This window comes from Jatrophihabitans sp., assembly GCF_036389215.1.
Lineage (GTDB): Bacteria > Actinomycetota > Actinomycetes > Mycobacteriales > Jatrophihabitantaceae > Jatrophihabitans_A.
This window is the reverse complement of the sequence record NZ_DASVQG010000068.1, coordinates 12,726-29,348: the sequence shown is the minus strand read 5'-3', so window position 1 is coordinate 29,348 and position 16,623 is coordinate 12,726. Positions and strand designations below refer to the sequence as shown.

The 16,623-nt window shown below is 71.4% G+C and carries 15 protein-coding genes and 3 pseudogenes; 8 read left to right on the top strand and 10 right to left on the bottom strand.

What is annotated here, in order from left to right; all coding sequences use genetic code 11:
* Together VF542_RS03255 and VF542_RS03250 are read right to left on the bottom strand one after the other, a co-directional pair.
* Nucleotides 1–1,377 (bottom strand): annotated as a pseudogene (locus tag VF542_RS03255) (hypothetical protein); the annotation flags it as partial.
* Nucleotides 1,378–1,393: 16 nt separating this feature from the next.
* Nucleotides 1,394–1,606: a hypothetical protein gene (locus tag VF542_RS03250; protein ID WP_408650270.1), complete on the bottom strand. Its 213-nt coding sequence runs from the start codon at nt 1,604–1,606 to the stop codon at nt 1,394–1,396.
* 132 nt (nt 1,607–1,738) lie between these two features.
* On the opposite strand from VF542_RS03250, the gene VF542_RS03245 reads away from it, so the two are divergent.
* Together VF542_RS03245 and VF542_RS03240 are read left to right on the top strand one after the other, a co-directional pair.
* Nucleotides 1,739–2,419, top strand: a complete 681-nt coding sequence (locus VF542_RS03245) for an MOSC domain-containing protein (RefSeq protein ID WP_408650269.1) — start codon at nt 1,739–1,741, stop codon at nt 2,417–2,419.
* A gap of 222 nt (nt 2,420–2,641) precedes the next feature.
* On the top strand, nt 2,642–3,025 hold the full coding sequence (locus tag VF542_RS03240; protein WP_408650268.1) for a cold-shock protein: 384 nt from the start codon (nt 2,642–2,644) through the stop codon (nt 3,023–3,025).
* Between the two features lie 90 nt (nt 3,026–3,115).
* On the opposite strand, the gene VF542_RS03235 is transcribed toward VF542_RS03240, so the two are convergent.
* The 3 genes from VF542_RS03235 to VF542_RS03225 are packed head-to-tail and all read right to left on the bottom strand — an operon-like array spanning nt 3,116 to nt 6,159.
* Nucleotides 3,116–3,928, bottom strand: coding sequence for a 1,4-dihydroxy-6-naphthoate synthase (locus VF542_RS03235; RefSeq protein WP_408650267.1), 813 nt, complete (start codon nt 3,926–3,928; stop codon nt 3,116–3,118).
* Nucleotides 3,925–4,617 (bottom strand): futalosine hydrolase, encoded by a 693-nt coding sequence (locus tag VF542_RS03230; protein WP_408650266.1) that lies wholly within the window; start codon nt 4,615–4,617, stop codon nt 3,925–3,927. The genes VF542_RS03235 and VF542_RS03230 overlap by 4 nt, the downstream gene beginning before the upstream one ends.
* Nucleotides 4,618–4,635: 18 nt before the next feature.
* A complete protein-coding gene (locus VF542_RS03225) occupies nt 4,636–6,159 on the bottom strand; it encodes an MFS transporter (RefSeq protein WP_408650265.1) in 1,524 nt (507 codons plus the stop codon).
* A gap of 79 nt (nt 6,160–6,238) precedes the next feature.
* On the opposite strand from VF542_RS03225, the gene VF542_RS03220 reads away from it, so the two are divergent.
* A complete protein-coding gene (locus VF542_RS03220) occupies nt 6,239–7,276 on the top strand; it encodes a DUF3027 domain-containing protein (RefSeq protein ID WP_408650264.1) in 1,038 nt (345 codons plus the stop codon).
* On the opposite strand, the pseudogene VF542_RS03215 reads toward VF542_RS03220, so the two are convergent.
* The 3 genes and pseudogenes from VF542_RS03215 to VF542_RS03205 all read right to left on the bottom strand — a co-directional run.
* A pseudogene (locus VF542_RS03215) lies at nt 7,172–7,714 on the bottom strand (aminotransferase class IV); the annotation flags it as partial. The gene VF542_RS03220 and the pseudogene VF542_RS03215 sit on opposite strands and share 105 nt — an antisense overlap.
* A 66-nt stretch (nt 7,715–7,780) precedes the next feature.
* Nucleotides 7,781–8,839, bottom strand: a pseudogene (locus VF542_RS03210) (chorismate-binding protein); the annotation flags it as partial.
* 364 nt (nt 8,840–9,203) lie between these two features.
* Nucleotides 9,204–9,500 (bottom strand): DUF2530 domain-containing protein, encoded by a 297-nt coding sequence (locus VF542_RS03205; protein WP_408650263.1) that lies wholly within the window; start codon nt 9,498–9,500, stop codon nt 9,204–9,206.
* 88 nt (nt 9,501–9,588) lie between these two features.
* On the opposite strand from VF542_RS03205, the gene VF542_RS03200 reads away from it, so the two are divergent.
* From VF542_RS03200 to ggt, 5 genes are all read left to right on the top strand, one after another.
* Entirely contained in the window at nt 9,589–11,067 is a 1,479-nt protein-coding gene (locus VF542_RS03200) for an NCS2 family permease (protein ID WP_408650262.1), read from the top strand.
* 60 nt (nt 11,068–11,127) lie between these two features.
* The gene (locus VF542_RS03195) at nt 11,128–11,553 is read left to right on the top strand and encodes a MarR family winged helix-turn-helix transcriptional regulator (protein WP_408650271.1); all 426 of its coding nucleotides are present in this window, start codon (nt 11,128–11,130) and stop codon (nt 11,551–11,553) included.
* Nucleotides 11,550–12,989, top strand: a complete 1,440-nt coding sequence (locus VF542_RS03190; RefSeq protein ID WP_408650261.1) for an MFS transporter — start codon at nt 11,550–11,552, stop codon at nt 12,987–12,989. Before VF542_RS03195 ends, VF542_RS03190 begins: the two co-directional genes overlap by 4 nt.
* Before the next feature lie 46 nt (nt 12,990–13,035).
* Nucleotides 13,036–13,833: a TrmH family RNA methyltransferase gene (locus VF542_RS03185; RefSeq protein WP_408650260.1), complete on the top strand. Its 798-nt coding sequence runs from the start codon at nt 13,036–13,038 to the stop codon at nt 13,831–13,833.
* A gap of 210 nt (nt 13,834–14,043) precedes the next feature.
* Nucleotides 14,044–15,831, top strand: a complete 1,788-nt coding sequence (gene ggt / locus VF542_RS03180) for a gamma-glutamyltransferase (RefSeq protein WP_408650259.1) — start codon at nt 14,044–14,046, stop codon at nt 15,829–15,831.
* A gap of 88 nt (nt 15,832–15,919) precedes the next feature.
* Here the strand turns inward: ggt and VF542_RS03175 are convergent, their stop codons facing one another.
* Entirely contained in the window at nt 15,920–16,225 is a 306-nt protein-coding gene (locus VF542_RS03175; RefSeq protein ID WP_408650258.1) for a type II toxin-antitoxin system PemK/MazF family toxin, read from the bottom strand.
* The gene (locus tag VF542_RS03170) at nt 16,226–16,465 is read right to left on the bottom strand and encodes a hypothetical protein (protein ID WP_408650257.1); all 240 of its coding nucleotides are present in this window, start codon (nt 16,463–16,465) and stop codon (nt 16,226–16,228) included.
* Between the last annotated feature and the right edge of the window lie 158 nt (nt 16,466–16,623).

Here is a 16,623-nt window from a genome sequence, read left to right as displayed (position 1 = left end):
CGCGCTCTTGCGGTTGGCCGGGGCCCGCCGCGGCGCCTGCCAGCGGAGCCGGGCCAGCAGCTGCTCGTCCGAGCCGGGCGCGAGCCCCGGCGCCAGCTCGGCGAGCAGGCCGAGCAGCTGTAACCGCAGGGCCGGAGCGCTGTGCCGCTCGATGTCGGCCGAGAGCGCCGCGATGGTCTTGTCCCGGTCGTCGCGGGCCCCCACCAGGCTCGGCAACCGGGTCATCGAGAGCCAGGCGGTGGCCAGCTGCACCCAGCGCTCGGCCGTGCCCCGGCGCAGCCAGCTGTCGAACTCGGTGGTCGGCAGGTAGGTAGGGTCCGCGCTGGTCGAATGCGACAGCAGCCCGGCCTCGAAGGCCACCTCGAGCAGAAGCGCGGTGACCGGCTCAGCGGCGTCCAGTACCCGGCTGAGCCGCCGCAGCTCCCGTACCCCCAGGCCGCCGGCGCGCAGCAAACCCGGGGGGTCGGTGGCGACCTCGGTCAGCAGCAGCTCGACCAGCCGGACGGTCTCCAGCACCTGGGTGCAGCCGCCGCCGTCGATCACCGAGCTGCCGCGCTCGATCGCCTGGATCTCAGGTGGCCGCGGCGACACCTCGCCGGCCGGTTGCGAGCGCAACGCCAGCCCGAGCTCGCGGGGCAACTCGACGGTGTGATTGTCGATCGGTACCAGCAGGCCGCGCTCCAGAAGGTTGCGGGCGGGGTTGTCCGTCTCGTCCCGCAGCTGCAGGCCGGTCAGGGCGTTGCGCAGGCCGCCGATCGGTGGTCCGGCCGCGAGCCGGTCCAGGATCGAGCGCTCGGCCGGCGCGCAGTCGGCCAGCAACTGCTGGAACTGCTCCTCGATGGCCGCCGCCGCGGAGCTGCCGGACCTGGGCTGGGTGGCCGGCGGCAATCCCAACCGGCGCAGCAGTGGCGCCAGCGCGATGTCGTTGACCGCGGCGTACAGGTCGGCCGCCTTGCGTCCGAGCCCCGCCGGGTACGGGCCGAGCACCTCCCGGACGGTGCCCACCGGGTGCAGCCGCTCCTTGTCGCCCCAGACCAGCGCCCACTCCCCGAGCCGGTCCACCGCGGCCGCGGCGTCGGCGGCCAGCTCCGGCTGGAACCATGCCTGCACGGCGGCCAGGGAGGCCTCCGGACCGGTGCAGACGAGCACTTCGAGGGTCCGCAGGGTGAAGGCGTCCATCCCGTCCAGCGCCCGGGAGATGGAAGTCCGGACGCTGGCCCGGCTCGCCAGCGTGCTGAGGTCGACCGGCGCCGGCAGCGCCAGGTCCGGACGCAGGCGCAGCAGCGTGACCAGCTGGGCGTCGGTCCAGCCTCGCAGCCACTCGGTCAGGGTCTGGGGGGCGCCGGAGCGCGCGGGAGCCTGCGGTTGTGCGGTCACACCAACTGGCGAGGAGTCAGCCGCCGGCCAGGAACGGCCGGTTGTCGGGGCCCGGGTGCCGGTAGTTCAGTTCCTCCACGGGCAGCGGGAAGGTGAGGTCGTCCCCGAACGGGCTCTGCGAGCCGGGCTTGTCCGAGAGCAGCTCGTTGACCGGGTGTTCGGGGTAGGCATCGTCCCAGGTGTGCTGGGGCTGGTTGTTCGGCTGGTTGTGCGGCGTCATGCCGGCCATCTGCGTCACCCTCTGCGTTCGCTCGCGCTGCCCTGGTCCGTGCGGCGCCGTTGCCCGGCAACGGCGCAGAACCGGCGTTGCCCCGGCGACAGGCCGAAATATCAGTGTGCCACGTGACCTAGGGTGTAGGCCGTGTCGGTTGCGAACTCGCGGGTACTGGCGGTCAACCTCGCGCACGTCATCGACCTGCCCCCGCTGCGCGCCGCCGGAGTCCGGGCCAACAAGAAACCGGCCAAGACCGGCATCGACAAGCGTCCGGTGGCCCAGCCGGTGCAGGTGCGCCGGCTCGGCCTGGACGGTGACTCGATCTGCGACACCGTCAACCACGGCGGCCCGGACCAGGCGGTGTACGCCTATGCCAGCGAGGACACCGAGTGGTGGCAGGAGCAGCTGGCGGACGAGCTCGACTTCCGGTTGCAGCCGGGCTCCCTGGGGGAGAACCTCACCCTGCGCGGCGTGGACGTCACCAACGCGGTGATCGGCGAGCGCTGGCGGGTGGGCCGGACGATCCTGCAGGTGGCGGTGCCGCGGATACCGTGCTCGACCTTCGCCGCCTTCTGGAACGTCGACCGGCTGCCCAAGCGCTTCATCGCGGCCGGCCGGCCGGGGGCGTACCTGCGGGTGCTGACCGAGGGTGCGGTGGGCGCGGGTGACGAGGTCCGGATCCTGGAACGGCCCGCGCACGGGCTGACGTTGGCAGAGACCCTGCGGGCGCTGACCGGTGACCGCAGCCTCGCCCCGAAGCTGCTCACCGCCCCGGAACTGCCGGAGTCGGTGCACCGGTCGGCTCGCACGTGGCTGGGCATCAGCTGAGGCGGTCCACCGCGAACAGGGCGAAACCCAGACGGACCGCACCCCGGTCCGGCGGTGGTTGCCGGCGTGCATCCGGTATCTCCGGTGCGCCGGGCTCCGATCGCGCGATAGCCTGTGACCTTGACGTCCGCACGACGTGCGGGCGTCAGTTGTTTGTAACCGAGGCAATCTTGAACTGGCAGTGTTATTCCAGTCGTGACACGAGTAATGGGGTGTTCAGTCATGCCGTCCGGCAAGGTGAAGTGGTTTGACGCCGAAAAGGGCTTCGGGTTTCTTGCCGACGACGAGGGCGCCGACGTTTTCGTGCATAAGGACGCCCTCCCGGCCGGGGTTCCCGAGCTCAAGCCCGGACAGCGCGTCGAGTTCGGGATCGTGCAGGGCCGCAAGGGCAACCAGGCCCTGCAGGTCCGGCTGCTCGAGCCGATGCCGTCGGTGGTCAAGGCCACCCGGCGACCGGCCGAGGAGATGACGCCGATCGTCGAGGACCTGATCAAGCTGCTCGACAAGGTGGGCAACTCGCTGCGACGCGGGCACTACCCCGATCGCGCCGAGGGGCGCAAGGTCGCCACCCTGTTGCGGGCGGTGGCCGACAACCTGGACAGCTAACGGCTGTTCGCGCGGGGCCCCGGCAGTTGGCTGCCGGGGCCCTTTCATGCGGGTAGCGGCTTGCCGGCCCGGGGGTCAGCGAGCAGCCGGTCAGCGCAGCGGGCCGAAGGCCGGCACCAGCCCGGCCTGGTGCGCCCGGTCCAGCAGCAACTCGATCGCGGCATACCCCTCCTCGCCGAGGTCCCGGCTGAAGGAGTTGACGTACAGCTCGATGTGCTGGCGCTGGACCTCGGGATCGAGCTCGTCGGCGTGCGCGGCCACGTAGTCCGCCGAGGCCTCCGGATGGGCGAAGGCGTAGTCCACCGACGCCCGCAGCACGTCGGTCAGCGCCGCGGCGTCGAGTTCCCGGCGGGCCAGGATGGCGCCGAGCGGAATGGCATGCCCGGTGCTCTGCTCCCACCACTGCCCCAGGTCGGCCAGCGCCCGCAGCCCGTACCGCGGATAGGTGAACCGGGCCTCGTGGATCACCAGCCCGGCGTCGAACCGGCCGTCGCGCACCCCGGGCATGATCTCGGCGAACGGCACCACCTCGACCGAGGCCGGTGACTGCCCGGCCGCCCACAGCCGCATCAGCAGGTAGGCGGTGGTGCGCTCACCCGGCACCGCCACCCGGGCACCGTCGAGGTCCGGCCGGTCGTCGGCGCTGAGCACCAGTGGGCCGCAGCCCCGGCCCAGCGCGCCGCCGCACGGCAGCAGCCGGTAACGCTGCAGCAGCCAGGGCAGCGCGGCGTAGGACACCTTGACGACGTCGAAGCGACCCTGCTCGGCGGCGGTGTTGGTGATATCCACGTCGGCGAAGGTGACGCGGGTCGCCGGGGCGCCGGGGATCAGGCCGTGGGTCCAGGCGTGAAAGATGAAGGTGTCGTTCGGACAGGGCGAGAACGCCAGTTCCAGGGCGGTCATGCGGGGGCTCCGGCGGCCAGCGGCTCGGCGAGCAGCCGGTCGAACGCGGCACCGAGCGCGGCCAGGGCCTCGGACACCCGCCAGGACTCCCGGTGCCGGGGACCGACGGGGTTGGCGATGGTGCGCAGTTCGGCGAACGGCACCCCGGCCCGGGTGGCAGCCAGGCACACCCCGACGCCTTCCATCCCTTCGGCGACGGCGTCGGGGTAGCTGGCCAGCAGCCGGTCGGCGCGCTGCTGGCTGCCGGTCACCGTCGACACCGTCAGCACCGCGCCGGTGACCGCACCGGTCCGGCCGCTGAGCGCAGCCGCCCAGCCGGGATCGACCGGATACCGCACCGCGCCCCAGCCCAGCTCGGCCATCGACACGAAGCCCTCGGCCGTCTCGGCGCCGAGGTCGGCGTGCACCACGGTGTCGGCGACCACCACGGCACCGACGCCGGCGGCCGGAAAGCCACCGCCGATGCCCGCCGACACCGCCACCGAATAGCCCGCCGGCAGCAGGCAGCCGGTGCTGACCGCCGCGGCAACCGGCCCGACGCCGCCGCACACCACGTCGAGCAACCCGGCCGGGGTCAGCACGCGGTGCACCTGCAGGCCCGCCACCATGCCGGTTGCCGGGCGCCGCCCGGCCAGCACGGCGTCCCGCTCGGCGGTCACCGCGGTCACGACCAGGATCCTGGCGCTCATCTACCCCGTCGAACCCTGCTAGGCCTGCTGGGCTCTGAGCCGGTGGGACCTGAGCGCCCGCTCGTGCAGCGACATGGTGATCGAGACGAACACCAGCACGCAGGCGGCCACGATGAACCCGATCCGGCCGTTGCCGGATGGCAGCAGCAGCGCGATGGTGGCACCGAGCACCCAGGCCAGTTGCAGGAACGTCTCCGAACGTCCGAAGGCTGAGGACCGCAGCGTCTCGGCCACGTCGCGCTGGATGATCGCGTCCAGTGACAGCTTGGACAGCGAGTTCGACACCGCGCAGATCAGCATCGAGCCGATGGCCAGTGGCAAGCTGAACAACACCGCGCCGACCACGCAGCCGGTCGCCGCGGCGGCGGTGCACAGCAGGATGATCAGGTCCGGACGGGCCATCCGCAGCCGGGTGCCGATGCCGGTGCCGACGAAGTTGCCGACCCCGCTCACCGCGCCGAGGGCGCCGAGACTGGCCACCGCCTGCCAGCCGTGCGACACCGACTCGATGTAGAACGCCAGGAACATGGTCATGAAGCCGGCCAGCCAGCGCAGCGTCGACTCGCCCTGCAGCGCCACGATCACCGGCGGCGCGAACCCGCGCCGGGTCCACTCGACCAGCCGTCCGAACAGCCCGCTGGGACGGCGGCGGCTGGCGCGGGCGGCCCGCAGGTCACCCTTGTACCGCAGCGTGGCCGGCAGCGCGTCGACGATCTTGGGCAGCCGCAACGCCGAGACGCCGGTCATCGTGAAGGCCGCGGCGGTGATGCACAGGCCGAACGGGTAGGACCCGGTGGCCTTGATCGCCACGCCGCTCAGGGCGCCGCCCAGCACGGCGGCGACCAGTCCGAACATCGACAGCCGGGCATTGGCCTCGACCAGCGTCAGGTTGGTCGGCACCAGCCGCGGCGCGGCCGAGGACCGGATCACCGCGTAGGCCTTGGACAGCACCAGCGATCCGAGCGCGGCCGGAAACAACACCAGCAGGTCGGTGAAGTGCATCGCCATCACGATCGCGAGCGCCGCCCGCCCCAGCGCGGTGCCGGCCATCACCCAGCGCCGGCCGTGCTGCACCCGGTCCAGCGCGGGCCCGATCACCGGCGCGACGATCGCGAACGGGGCCATCGTCATCAGCAGGTAGAGCAGCACGTTGCCGCGCTGGGCTTCCGAGGGCGCGGAGAAGAACACCGTGCCGGCCAGCGCGACGGTCACCATCGCGTCGGCCGCGTAGGACATCACCTGGTTCCAGATGAGCGCGGTCAATCCCGACTCGCGGGCGCCGTCGGCTTCGCTGGCCGAGATCACCTTGTGGGCCAGCAGCCGGGACAGGTAACTGCTGCGGACCAGCACTGCCCGGGTGACCGTGACGTTGCTGGTGCGGACCGGGCGGACCGACACCCGGGGCGTCCGGCGCCGCCTCGTGGCCGGGCCGCCGGACACCCTCGACGTGCCGGCGGCATCGGAATAGGTGGGGACGGAGTAGCCGTCCGCGTCCGCCTCGCCGGCGCTGGCCGAGGATGCCGACCCGTCTCCCACCGTCACGGCTCTATCCTGCCCCACCAGGGCGGCCGGTGGCCCGGCAATGTGCTCAGCCGGTCGCGAATGGTGCGACAATGACGCCGTGACCGCTCCGAGCCCGTCGAGCCATCCGCAGACCGTTGACGGCCCCACCGCCGCCGCCGTGGAGCTGGCGCGGGCCGCCGCCGTCGAGATGGCCGGCACGGACGTCGGCGAGCACCTCGGCGTGCACCCGGAAGGGGAGCTGGCCGTCACCCACGCCTTCGCCGCCTCGCTGCCGGGCTACGTCGGCTGGTTCTGGGCCGTGACGGTGGTGCGCGCGCCGGACTCGGACCCGACGGTCGCCGAAGTCGTGCTGCTGCCGGGCGAGAAGTCGCTCCGCGCGCCGGAATGGGTCCCGTGGAGCGAGCGGCTGCAACCGGGTGACCTCAGCCCCGGCGACCTGCTGCCGACCGCGCCGGACGATCCCCGGCTGGCACCGGCCTACCTGCTCTCCGATGACCCCCAGGTCGAGGACGTGGCCTTCGAGCTAGGCCTGGGCCGGGTCCGGGTGCTGTCGCGGCTGGGCCGGCTGGACGCTGCCGAGCGCTGGCATGCCGGCTCCCACGGTCCGGACAGCCCGATGGCCAAGCAGGCGCCCGGCAACTGCGGGACCTGCGGGTTCTTCCTGCCGCTGGCCGGCTCGCTACGGGCCGGGTTCGGGGTGTGCGGCAACGAGATCACCGAGGCCGACGGCCAGGTGGTGTCGGTCGAGTTCGGTTGCGGCGCGCATTCCGAGGCCGCGGTCGAACAGGTCGCCGACGAGCCGGGTGAGATCTTCGAGGACGACCTGGTCGACCTCGAACCCCGCGAGACCGGGGACGCAGCCGAGGACGAACGCTCCACCGCCTCCGTCGATGACGCCCGACCCTCAGCCCAGCCAGCCGCCGATCTCGGCGAGCAAGGCCTGGTCGACGGCCAGCCGGCCGCCGTCGAGGGAGCCGACGGCAGCGATTCCGCGAACGCTGGAGAGGCTGAGCACCAGGCGGGCGTCCCGGACCTCGCTGAGCGAGACCGGTCCGAGCACGACCGGCCAGCCCCGGTCCAGGGCGGCGTCGAGCAACCGCCGCCGGGTGATCCCGGGCAGGACGTTCTCTCCTAACACCGGGGTCCGCAGCACGCCCGCCCGGCAGATCACCGCGAGGTTGCTCCGGCTGGTTTCCAGCACCAGTTCGCGGCCGTCCGGGCCCGGTCCGGTGAACAGCGGCCAGCTGCCCTCCGATTCCAGGCCGCTGAGCCATTCGCGGTCCGCCCACTTGTGCCGCCAGCTGCCCCGGCGACCGGGGTGGCGATGCAAGGCAACCGGAGCGTGCCCCTCCGCGGCCGGCGCCACCTCGATCTGCGCGTCCGGCAGGCCGGGTCCGAACCGCAGCCGCACCCGCTGCCGGCCGGTGCTGCCGGCCACCGCCTGGTGCAGTTGCCGGGGCAGGTCGGTGGGCAGCGGTAGCCGGTAGAGCTCCAGGCACGATGCCTGGAGCCTGGCCAGGTGGTCGGTGAGCGCGACGATCCGGCCGTCGACCGCCAGCATGGTCTCGATCACCCCGTCCTGGGATCGCACCACGGCCGGCGCCGGCAGCGGCCGGTCCTCGGACACCGCGGCGCCTCCGAGGGCCAGCAGCGGAGCCGCCTTGACCAGGCATTCCTGCCATTCCTGCATCGGCACCGAATCGGCGGTGATCCCGCCGCCGACGCCGAGTTCCATCCGGTCACCGACGATCTCGAAGGTGCGGATCGCGACGTTGAACTCCACCCGGCCGGCGCGAGGTCCGGCGCCGGGGTGGGCGGGATCGGGCTGCGCAGGAACGGCCTGGGTAGCGCCGAGACGGCCGGGCAGCGGGCTGAGATAGCCGATCGCGCCGGTGAACACCCCGCGGCTGGCGTCCTCCAGCTCCGCGATCAACTGCTGGGCGCGGATCTTCGGAGCCCCGGTGACCGATCCAGGTGGAAAGCAGGCCACCAGCAGGTCCGCATCGGTCGCGCTAGGGCTCAGCCGGCCGGTCACTTCGGAGACCAGGTGCCAGACGCCGGGTGCCGGGCGGACGCTGAGCAGGTGCGGGGCGCTGACGCTGCCGGGCAGGCAGACCCGGGACAGGTCGTTGCGCATCAGATCCACGATCATGATGTTCTCGGCGCGGTCCTTGGCCGACTGCCGCAGGTCGAGGGCCATCGCCCGGTCCGCGACCGCATCGGCCGCACCGACGGCACCGTCGGCATCGAGCGCACCGGCCTCCTCAACCGCACCGGCCTCCGCAACCGCACCGGCCTCCCCAACCGCACCGGCCTCCCCGACGGCGTTTCCGGTGGCGTCCGCGGCCGAGCCGAGCCGGCGCCGGGTGCCCTTGATCGGCGCGGTCCGTACCCGGTCGCCGTCCCGGTGCAGGAACAGCTCCGGCGAGAAGCTGACCACGGTCTTGGCCGGCGTCCGCACGAACGCGGCGTAGTCCGGCTCCAGCCGGGCCAGGCCGGCCGCGAACAGCTCGACCGGTGAACCGCTCACTCGGGCCTCGAACCGGGCGCAGATGTTGGCCTGGTACAGCTGGCCGGCCCGGATCGCGGCGATCGCCTGCTCCACAGCGGCCAGGTGCCGGTCGCGGGAGGTGCCGGTCAGGTCGCCGATCACCGGCGGTTCCGGCGGCGCCGTGTCGCGGGCGATCCGCTCGATCATCCCGGCCTGCTCGGCCAGCTCCCCGGCCGGCCTGCCGGCGATCGACTCCAGCCACCAGCCGCCGTCGACGTCCCGGCGCAGTACCTGCTCGAAGAAGCCGAACCAGGACGGGCCGGAGTAACTCCACCAGCCGAACCAGCCGCCGCCGACGGCACCCGGAGCGTTGCCGGTCACCTCGGCCGGCTCGCCGATCGAGCCGGGGTCGCCGACCTGCCGGACCGGGTTCCAGCAGATCACCGCAGCCCGGTCGGCCCAGCAGCCGGCCAGGCACACCAGCACCCGGGTGTCCAGTTCGCCGGAGCGGGAGAGGGTCCTCAGCAGGTCGCCCGGTGCCGCTTGCAGGCGCAGCCGGCGCACGACCAGCTCAGCCAACCCGGCCTTCATCGGAGTGCTTGCGCACCAGTGGCAGCGCCAGCAGGCCGAGCACCGTCCCGGCCAGCGCCGTCCACAGCCAGACCCGGTGCCCGTGCTCACCCAGCCAGCTCCACAACGGCAGCAGGACCAGGAAGGCCAGGCCGAACGCGGCGGTGCCGGCCAGTACCACCCGGCGGGCGTCCACGGCCATTCTCTGGGCGCCGGCAGCGGCGAGCGGCTCTGCCTCCGGGCCGGCCGAGCCGTCCCGGGCGACAATCGGTGCTCGGGGCTTGCCAGTCCTGCTCACAGTGGGCAGGCTACGCCACCGACCACGTCACTCGACCGTCCCGGAACACGTAATACCGTCGTCATCCGAGCCTGATACCAGGAGCAGCATGGCAACCGAGACCGCACCCGGCACCACCCGGCGCAGCACCGGACTGGACCGCTATTTCGCCATCACCGAACGCGGGTCGACCGTCGCCAGGGAGGTGCGGGGCGGCCTGGTGACCTTCGTGACGATGGTCTACATCGTGGTGCTGAACCCGCTGATCATCGGCACGGTCCAGGACGCCGACGGGAAGTTCCTCGGCGGTGGGCAGGCTCCGGCGCTCGGCGCGGTGGCCGCCGTGACCGCCCTGGTGGCCTGCGTGCTGACCATCGCGATGGGGCTGGTCGGGCGCTATCCGTTCGCGCTGGCCACCGGGCTGGGGCTCAACGCCTTCGTGGCCTTCCAGGTGGCGACCCGGATGTCCTGGCCCGCCGCGATGGGCATGGTGGTGATCGAGGGCCTGATCATCACGGCGCTGGTGCTGACCGGCTTCCGGGTCGCGGTGTTCCGGGCCATCCCGGCCCAGCTCAAGAGCGCCATCGCCGTCGGGATCGGGCTGTTCATCGCGCTGATCGGGCTGGTCGACGCCGGTTTCGTCCGGCGCGGAGCGGGCACCCCGGTCGACATCGGCATCGGCGGGCACCTCAACGGCTGGCCGACCCTGGTGTTCGTCCTGGGCGTGCTGCTGATCGCCGTGCTGATGGCCCGCAAGGTCCGCGGCGCCATCCTGATCGGCATCCTGTTCTCCACCGTGCTGGCCGTGATCATCGAGGCGATCGGCAACCTGGGCCCGCAGGTCAACGCCAAGGGCGAGCTGGACAACCCCAAGGGCTGGGCGCTGAACGTGCCGTCGTTCGAGGGCAAGGACTTCGGCGCGCCGGACCTGAAGCTGCTCGGGGACTTCTCCCTGGGCGCCGGGTTCTCCGCGGTCGGCATCATCTCGGGCATCGTGATCGTGTTCTCGCTGGTGCTCAGCGACTTCTTCGACGTGATGGGCACCACCATCGGGCTGGCCCAGGAGGCCGACCTGCTCGACGAGGACGGCCAGCTGCCCAACATCCAGCAGGTGTTGCTGATCGACGGACTGGCGGCCGTAGCCGGTGGCGCCACCGGCGCGTCGTCGGCCACCACCTATGTCGAGTCGGCCGCCGGCATCGGCGACGGCGCGCGTACCGGCCTGGCCTCGGTCGTCACCGGACTGCTGTTCGGAATCACGGTGTTCCTCTCGCCGCTGGCGCAGTTCGTGCCGTCGGAGGCGGCGGCCCCGGCGCTCGTGGTGGTCGGCGTCCTGATGATGCGCCAGGTCCGCAACATCGACTTCTACACCCTCGAGCTCGCGCTGCCGGCGTTCCTCACCATCGTGCTGATGCCGTTCACCTACTCGATCACCAACGGGGTGGGCGCCGGCTTCGTCAGCTACGTGGTGCTGCAGGTGGCCGTCGGCAAGGCCCGGGTCGTGCATCCGCTGATGTGGGCGGTGGCGGCGTTCTTCGCCATCTACTTCGCGATCGAGCCGCTGAAGTCGGCATTCGGCATCAGCTGAGTGCACGCTCGGCGTAGCCACCGCTCTCATTCATTAGCTAGGCTAATAATCGTGAGTGACATGCCGCCGGACCACGCCGAACTTGCCTCGGCGCTGCGGCTGTCGCTGCTGCGCGCTGCCCGCCGGCTCCGCTCCCAGCGGGTGAACACCGCGGTCACGCTGTCCCAGCTTTCGGCGCTGTCCACCGTGGGCAAGTGCGGGCCGATGAGCGCCGGTGAGATCGCCGCGATCGAGCGGGTGCAGCCGCCGTCGATGACGAAGATCCTGGCGTCGCTGGAGAGTGCGGGCTGGGTGGAGCGCTCCTCCCAACCGGAGGACCGGCGGCAGTCGATCATCGCGATCACCCAGGCCGGACGTGAACTGCTGGCCGAGGAGACCCGGGCCCGGGACCAGTGGCTGGCCAAGCGGCTGGTCGAGTTCTCGGCAGAGGATCTCCGCAAGCTCGGTGAGGCGGTCGAAGTCCTGGACAGGCTGGGATCGGAGTGACGGCGTTAGAGGTTTCGGGCGCCGCCGCTGACGAGCCGGCCACCGACGAGGAGCCGGCCGCGGAAGAACTGGCTGGCGATGCCGCAGGCCAGGCCGCGGACGAGGAGGCCGCCGCGGAGGTCGGTCTCCCGCCGGTGGGTCCCGCTCCGGCGGGTGAGACCCCTCACCGGCCGGCGCGGAGCTGGCGGGACCCGTTGCGCTCGCTGGCGGTGCGCAACTACCGGCTGTACTTCTTCGGCCAGCTGATCTCGCTGACCGGAACCTGGGCTCAGTGGATCGCCCAGGACTGGCTGGTGCTGCAGCTGACCAACTCCGGCACGGTGCTGGGCATCGTCACGGCGCTGCAGTTCGGTCCGGCCCTGCTGCTCTCGCTCTACGGCGGTGCGCTGGCTGACCGCGGCGACAAGCGCAAGCTGATGCTCGCCACCCAGGCGGGGATGGGGATCGCCGCGCTGGTGCTGGGACTGCTCGATGTCAGCGGCGTGATCGCGCTCTGGCATGTCCTGGTGCTCGCCGCGATCGTCGGTGTGTTCTCGGCGCTGGACGGCCCGATCCGGCAAGCCTTCGTGGTGGAGATGGTCGGGCCTGCCGACCTGCCGAACGCGGTGGCGCTGAACTCCACCAGCTTCAACCTGGCCAGGATCGTCGGGCCCGCGATCGCTGGTCTGGTGATCTCGGCCTTCGGTACCAGCTGGGCGTTCCTCGGCAACGCCGTGTCGTCCCTCGCGGTGCTCGCCGGCCTGTCGCTGATGCGCTCGGCCGAGCTGTTCGTCAGCGACCCGGTGCAACGCCAGTCCGGGCAGTACCGGGCGGCGGTCCGCTACGTGAGCAGGCGCTCGGACCTGATCCTGCCGATGCTGCTGATGTTCATCGTCGGCACGTTCGGGATGAATTACCAGATCAGCATCGCCCTGGTCGCCAAGCAGGTGTTCCACCGCGGCGCTGACTCCTACGGGCTGCTGTCGACCATGCTGGCGATCGGCGCCACCCTCGGGGCGCTGGCTGCCACCACCCGGCGCACCCGGCCCACCCGGCTGTTCCTGATCGGCGCGGCGCTGGCCTTCAGCCTCGCCGAGCTGCTGGCCGGGCTGATGCCGAGCTTGGGCCTGACGGCGGTGGCGCTGATCCCGGCCGGTTTCACCATGATCACGATGGCCCAGTCGGCCAACGCGACGGTTCAGCTGGGCGTCGATCCGACCATGCGCGGCCGGGTGATGGGCCTCTACATCCTGTGCTTCATGGGCGGAACGCCGGTCGGTGCGCCGATCGTCGGCTGGACCGCCGAGGTGTTCGGCCCACGCTGGGGGATGCTCGGCGGCGGGCTGATCTGCCTGGTCGCAACCTTGCTGGTCGCCGGCTACCTGTCCCGGCACCGCCACGTCGGATCTGCCCAGCTGAGGGACCGGCTGCGGGTGCCGCGCCCGTTCCCCAGGTGACCGGCTTCCTCGAGTCACCGGCTTCTCAGGTGACCGGCTCCCTCAGATGAACGCCGTCACCCGGGCCCAGCTGATCTCCGACGCCACCGACCCCAGGCTGGACGACTTCCGGGATCTGATGCGGGCCGACCGGGAGCCCCAACGCGGCGTGATCATCGCCGAAGGCGTGAACGTGGTGCAGCGGCTGGCCCGCTCGCCCTACCGGATCCGGACCGTGGCCGGCGTGCCGGCCAGACTCGAGGCCTTGGCGCCGGTACTGGCCGGCCTCGACGCCGAGGTCTATGAGCTCGACAAGTGGGCGCTGTCGGACGTGGTCGGCTTCCGGGTGACCCGGGGCGTGCTGGCCTCGGCCGACCGGCCCCCGCCCGTGGCCGCCGGGTCACTGATCGCTGCCGGCAGCCGGTTCGTGGTGCTGGAGTCGATCAACGACTACGAGAACCTCGGAGCGGTGTTCCGCAACTGCGCGGCCTTCGGCGTCGATGCCGTGTTGCTGGACCCGCAGTGCGCCGACCCGCTGTACCGGCGCAGCGTCCGGGTGTCGATGGGTCACGTCTTCGGCGTCGGCTTCGCGGTGCTCGACCGGCCCTGGCCGGCGTCGCTGGACCTGCTGCGTGACGCCGGCGTGCGGTTGCTGGCGATGACGCCGCGACCCTCGGCCACCGCGCTGGCGCGGCTGGACCGCCCGGATCGCTGGGCGCTGCTGCTCGGCGCCGAAGGCCCGGGGCTCTCCGAGGCCGCGCTGGCCGCCGCCGACGAGTGGGTCCGGATCCCGATGGCGGACGGGGTCGACTCGCTCAATGTGGCGACGGCCGGCGCGGTGGCTCTGGCGCACCTGACCGGCTGAGGCGCCGGGATCAAGCGGACCCCCCGCCGAACGGCCACATTCCCGCTCCAGGCCGTCGTATTCCACACTTCGTATGGTTGCTGTTGAGCTGTGATCACCATCTGTTGACACCTGTGGGGCAGCCGAGTACGGCTATCAATGCCCATTCCTTCCCCTGGGGGTCCCGAAGTGCATTCTCGTCTGATCACGGCATCGGTGGCGGTCGCGGCAATGACCACCACCGCACTCGTCTCGACCGGCTCCTCCGCGGTAGCCAAATCGTCCCACCCGAGCTATTCCAAGGTGCCGGTGGCCACCGGCAGTGGCGGGGCGGTCGCCTCGGCCGAGTTCAACGCCAGCAAGGCCGGCATCGAGATCCTCAGATCCGGCGGCAACGCCATCGACGCCGCGGTGGCGGTGGCCAGCACGCTCGGGGTGACCGAGCCGTTCGTGGCCGGCCCGGGCGGCGGCGGGTTCATGATGATCTACCTGGCCAAGACGAAGCAGGTCATCACCATCGACGGCCGCGAGACATGTGCGGCGGCCTGCACGCCCAACCTGTTCATCGACCCGAGCACCGGCAAGCCGTACCCCTTCCAGGACGCCCGCATCTCGGGCCTGTCGGTCGGCGTGCCGGGCATGGTCGCCACCTGGGCCAAGGCGGTCGACCTGTACGGCAAGAAGAGCCTGAAGGCCGACCTGAAGCCGGCCATCTCGGTGGCCAAGCACGGCTTCACCGTCACCCGCGACTTCAACGAGCAGGAGCAGAAGGCGCTGACCGCCCTGCAGGCCTTCACCAGCAGCCGCGAGCTGTTCCTCAAGAACGGGCAGCCGCTGCCGGTCGGTTCCAAGTTCCGCAACCCCGACCTCGCCCGCACCTACCAGAAGCTGGGCAGCCACGGGGCCGACTACCTCTACGGGGGCAAGCTCGGTGCCGAGATCGCCCGTACGGTGCAGCACCCGCCGGTGTACTCCGGCAGCCCGGTCACCGTCCGGCCCGGCATCATGACGGCCCGCGACGTCGCCAACTACGTCGCCAAGCTGCGCACGCCGACCCATGTCAACTACCGCGGCCTGGACGTCTACGGGATGGCCCCGCCGTCCAGCGGTGGCATCACCACCGGCGAGGCGCTCAACATCCTGAGCCGCTGGAACCTGTCCACCGAACCGCGGGACGCGGCGCTGTTCCACTACCTGGAGGCGTCCCGGCTGGCCTTCGCCGACCGCAACGCCTACATCGGTGATGCCGACTACGAACCGGTGCCGCAGGCCGGCCTGCTGGACCCGGCGTACGCCGCCACCCGCAGCTGCCTGGTGGGCACCACCGCGCTGACCTCGCCGGCCGCGCCCGGCAAGCCGTTCCCGCCGTACACCGGCTGCTCGGCGCCCGCCGCCACCCAGAACCCGGTGCACGAGGGCACCCAGACCAACCACCTGGTGACCGCGGACAAGTGGGGCAACATCGTCAGCTACACCAACACCATCGAGCAGCTTGCCGGCAGCGGCATCACCGTGCCGAACCGTGGCTTCCTGCTGAACAACGAGATGACGGACTTCGACTTCGCCCCGTCGGCACCCGGCGTGTATGACCCCAACCTGCCGGCACCGGGCAAGCGGCCGCGCTCCAGCATGAACCCGACCATCGTGTTCAAGGACGGTGCGCCGTACTTCACCGTCGGTTCGCCGGGTGGCGCCACCATCATCACCACCGTGCTGCAGATCCTGGTGAACCGGATCGACTTCGGGATGAGCCTGCCGCAGGCGATCGCCGCGCCGCGGGCCAGCCAGCGCAACGGGGCGCTGACCGATGCCGAGCCGGCCTTCCTGGCCACCCCGGAGGCTGGTGCGCTGACGGCGAAGTACGGCGAGCAGTTCCGGGAGCAGACCGGGCCGGTGCTGCCCCGGGACAACTTCATCGGTAATGCCACCGGCATCCAGTTCCTGCCGGGCAACCGGTTCCAGGCCGCGGCGGAGCCCGTCCGGCTCGGTGGCGGAAGCGCGCTGGTCGTCAAGCCGTAACTAGCGCTCGGGACCGGCCGGCCCTCCCGGCTGGCCGGTCTGGCTAGACCGATGGCCGCTCCGGCTGGGGTCGTTCAGTCGCTGCGGCTCAGCCGAGGTACAGCTGGAACGCGTCGCTGATGGCCCTGGCCAGCGCCGGCTCCTGATCGTCGAACAGCAGCCCGATGGTTGCTCCGATCGCGTCCCGCCGAACGGTGGTGATGGTGTCGCAACTGACCACGCTGTCGTGGTCGAGACCGTTGCGGCTGCCGACCGGCACTTCGCTGGTCAGGCCGCGAATGGTGCTGGTGATCGGTGCGACCGTTACCCAGCTGAGCAGATGCAGTACCGCCGGCCTGGTAAGGATGAGGGCCGGTCGTGGCTTGTCGAGTCGCACCACCGCGATGGAGCGCATTCAGTCGAGCTTCGGATGGGGTAGGTCGTACACCACCTCGAGGTCGGGATACACCACGTCGGCATTGCGGGCCAGCCTGAGCAATGTTTCCTCCTCCCCGCGGTAGCGCTGAGCGCGCTCCAGGTAGGCGATGCTGCGCCGGACCGCGTCGGCGCGACTGGCGGCCCGGCCTTCGGCCACCTCACGATCCAGCGCCGCAAGTTCCTCCTCGTGGAGTCGGATGGCGATCTGGATGGTCATGGTTCGAGGATAGCGGCTCTGCATACCCATCGGTATGCACTCGCTCTTTCTTCCCAGCGCCACGGCCCCGTCCGGGGTGAGGGTGATCTCTGCCAGCGAACACGGCAGCGAAACAAACCTCCTCATGGTCGAGTTGAGTCAGTGTGGCTCAAGTTCTC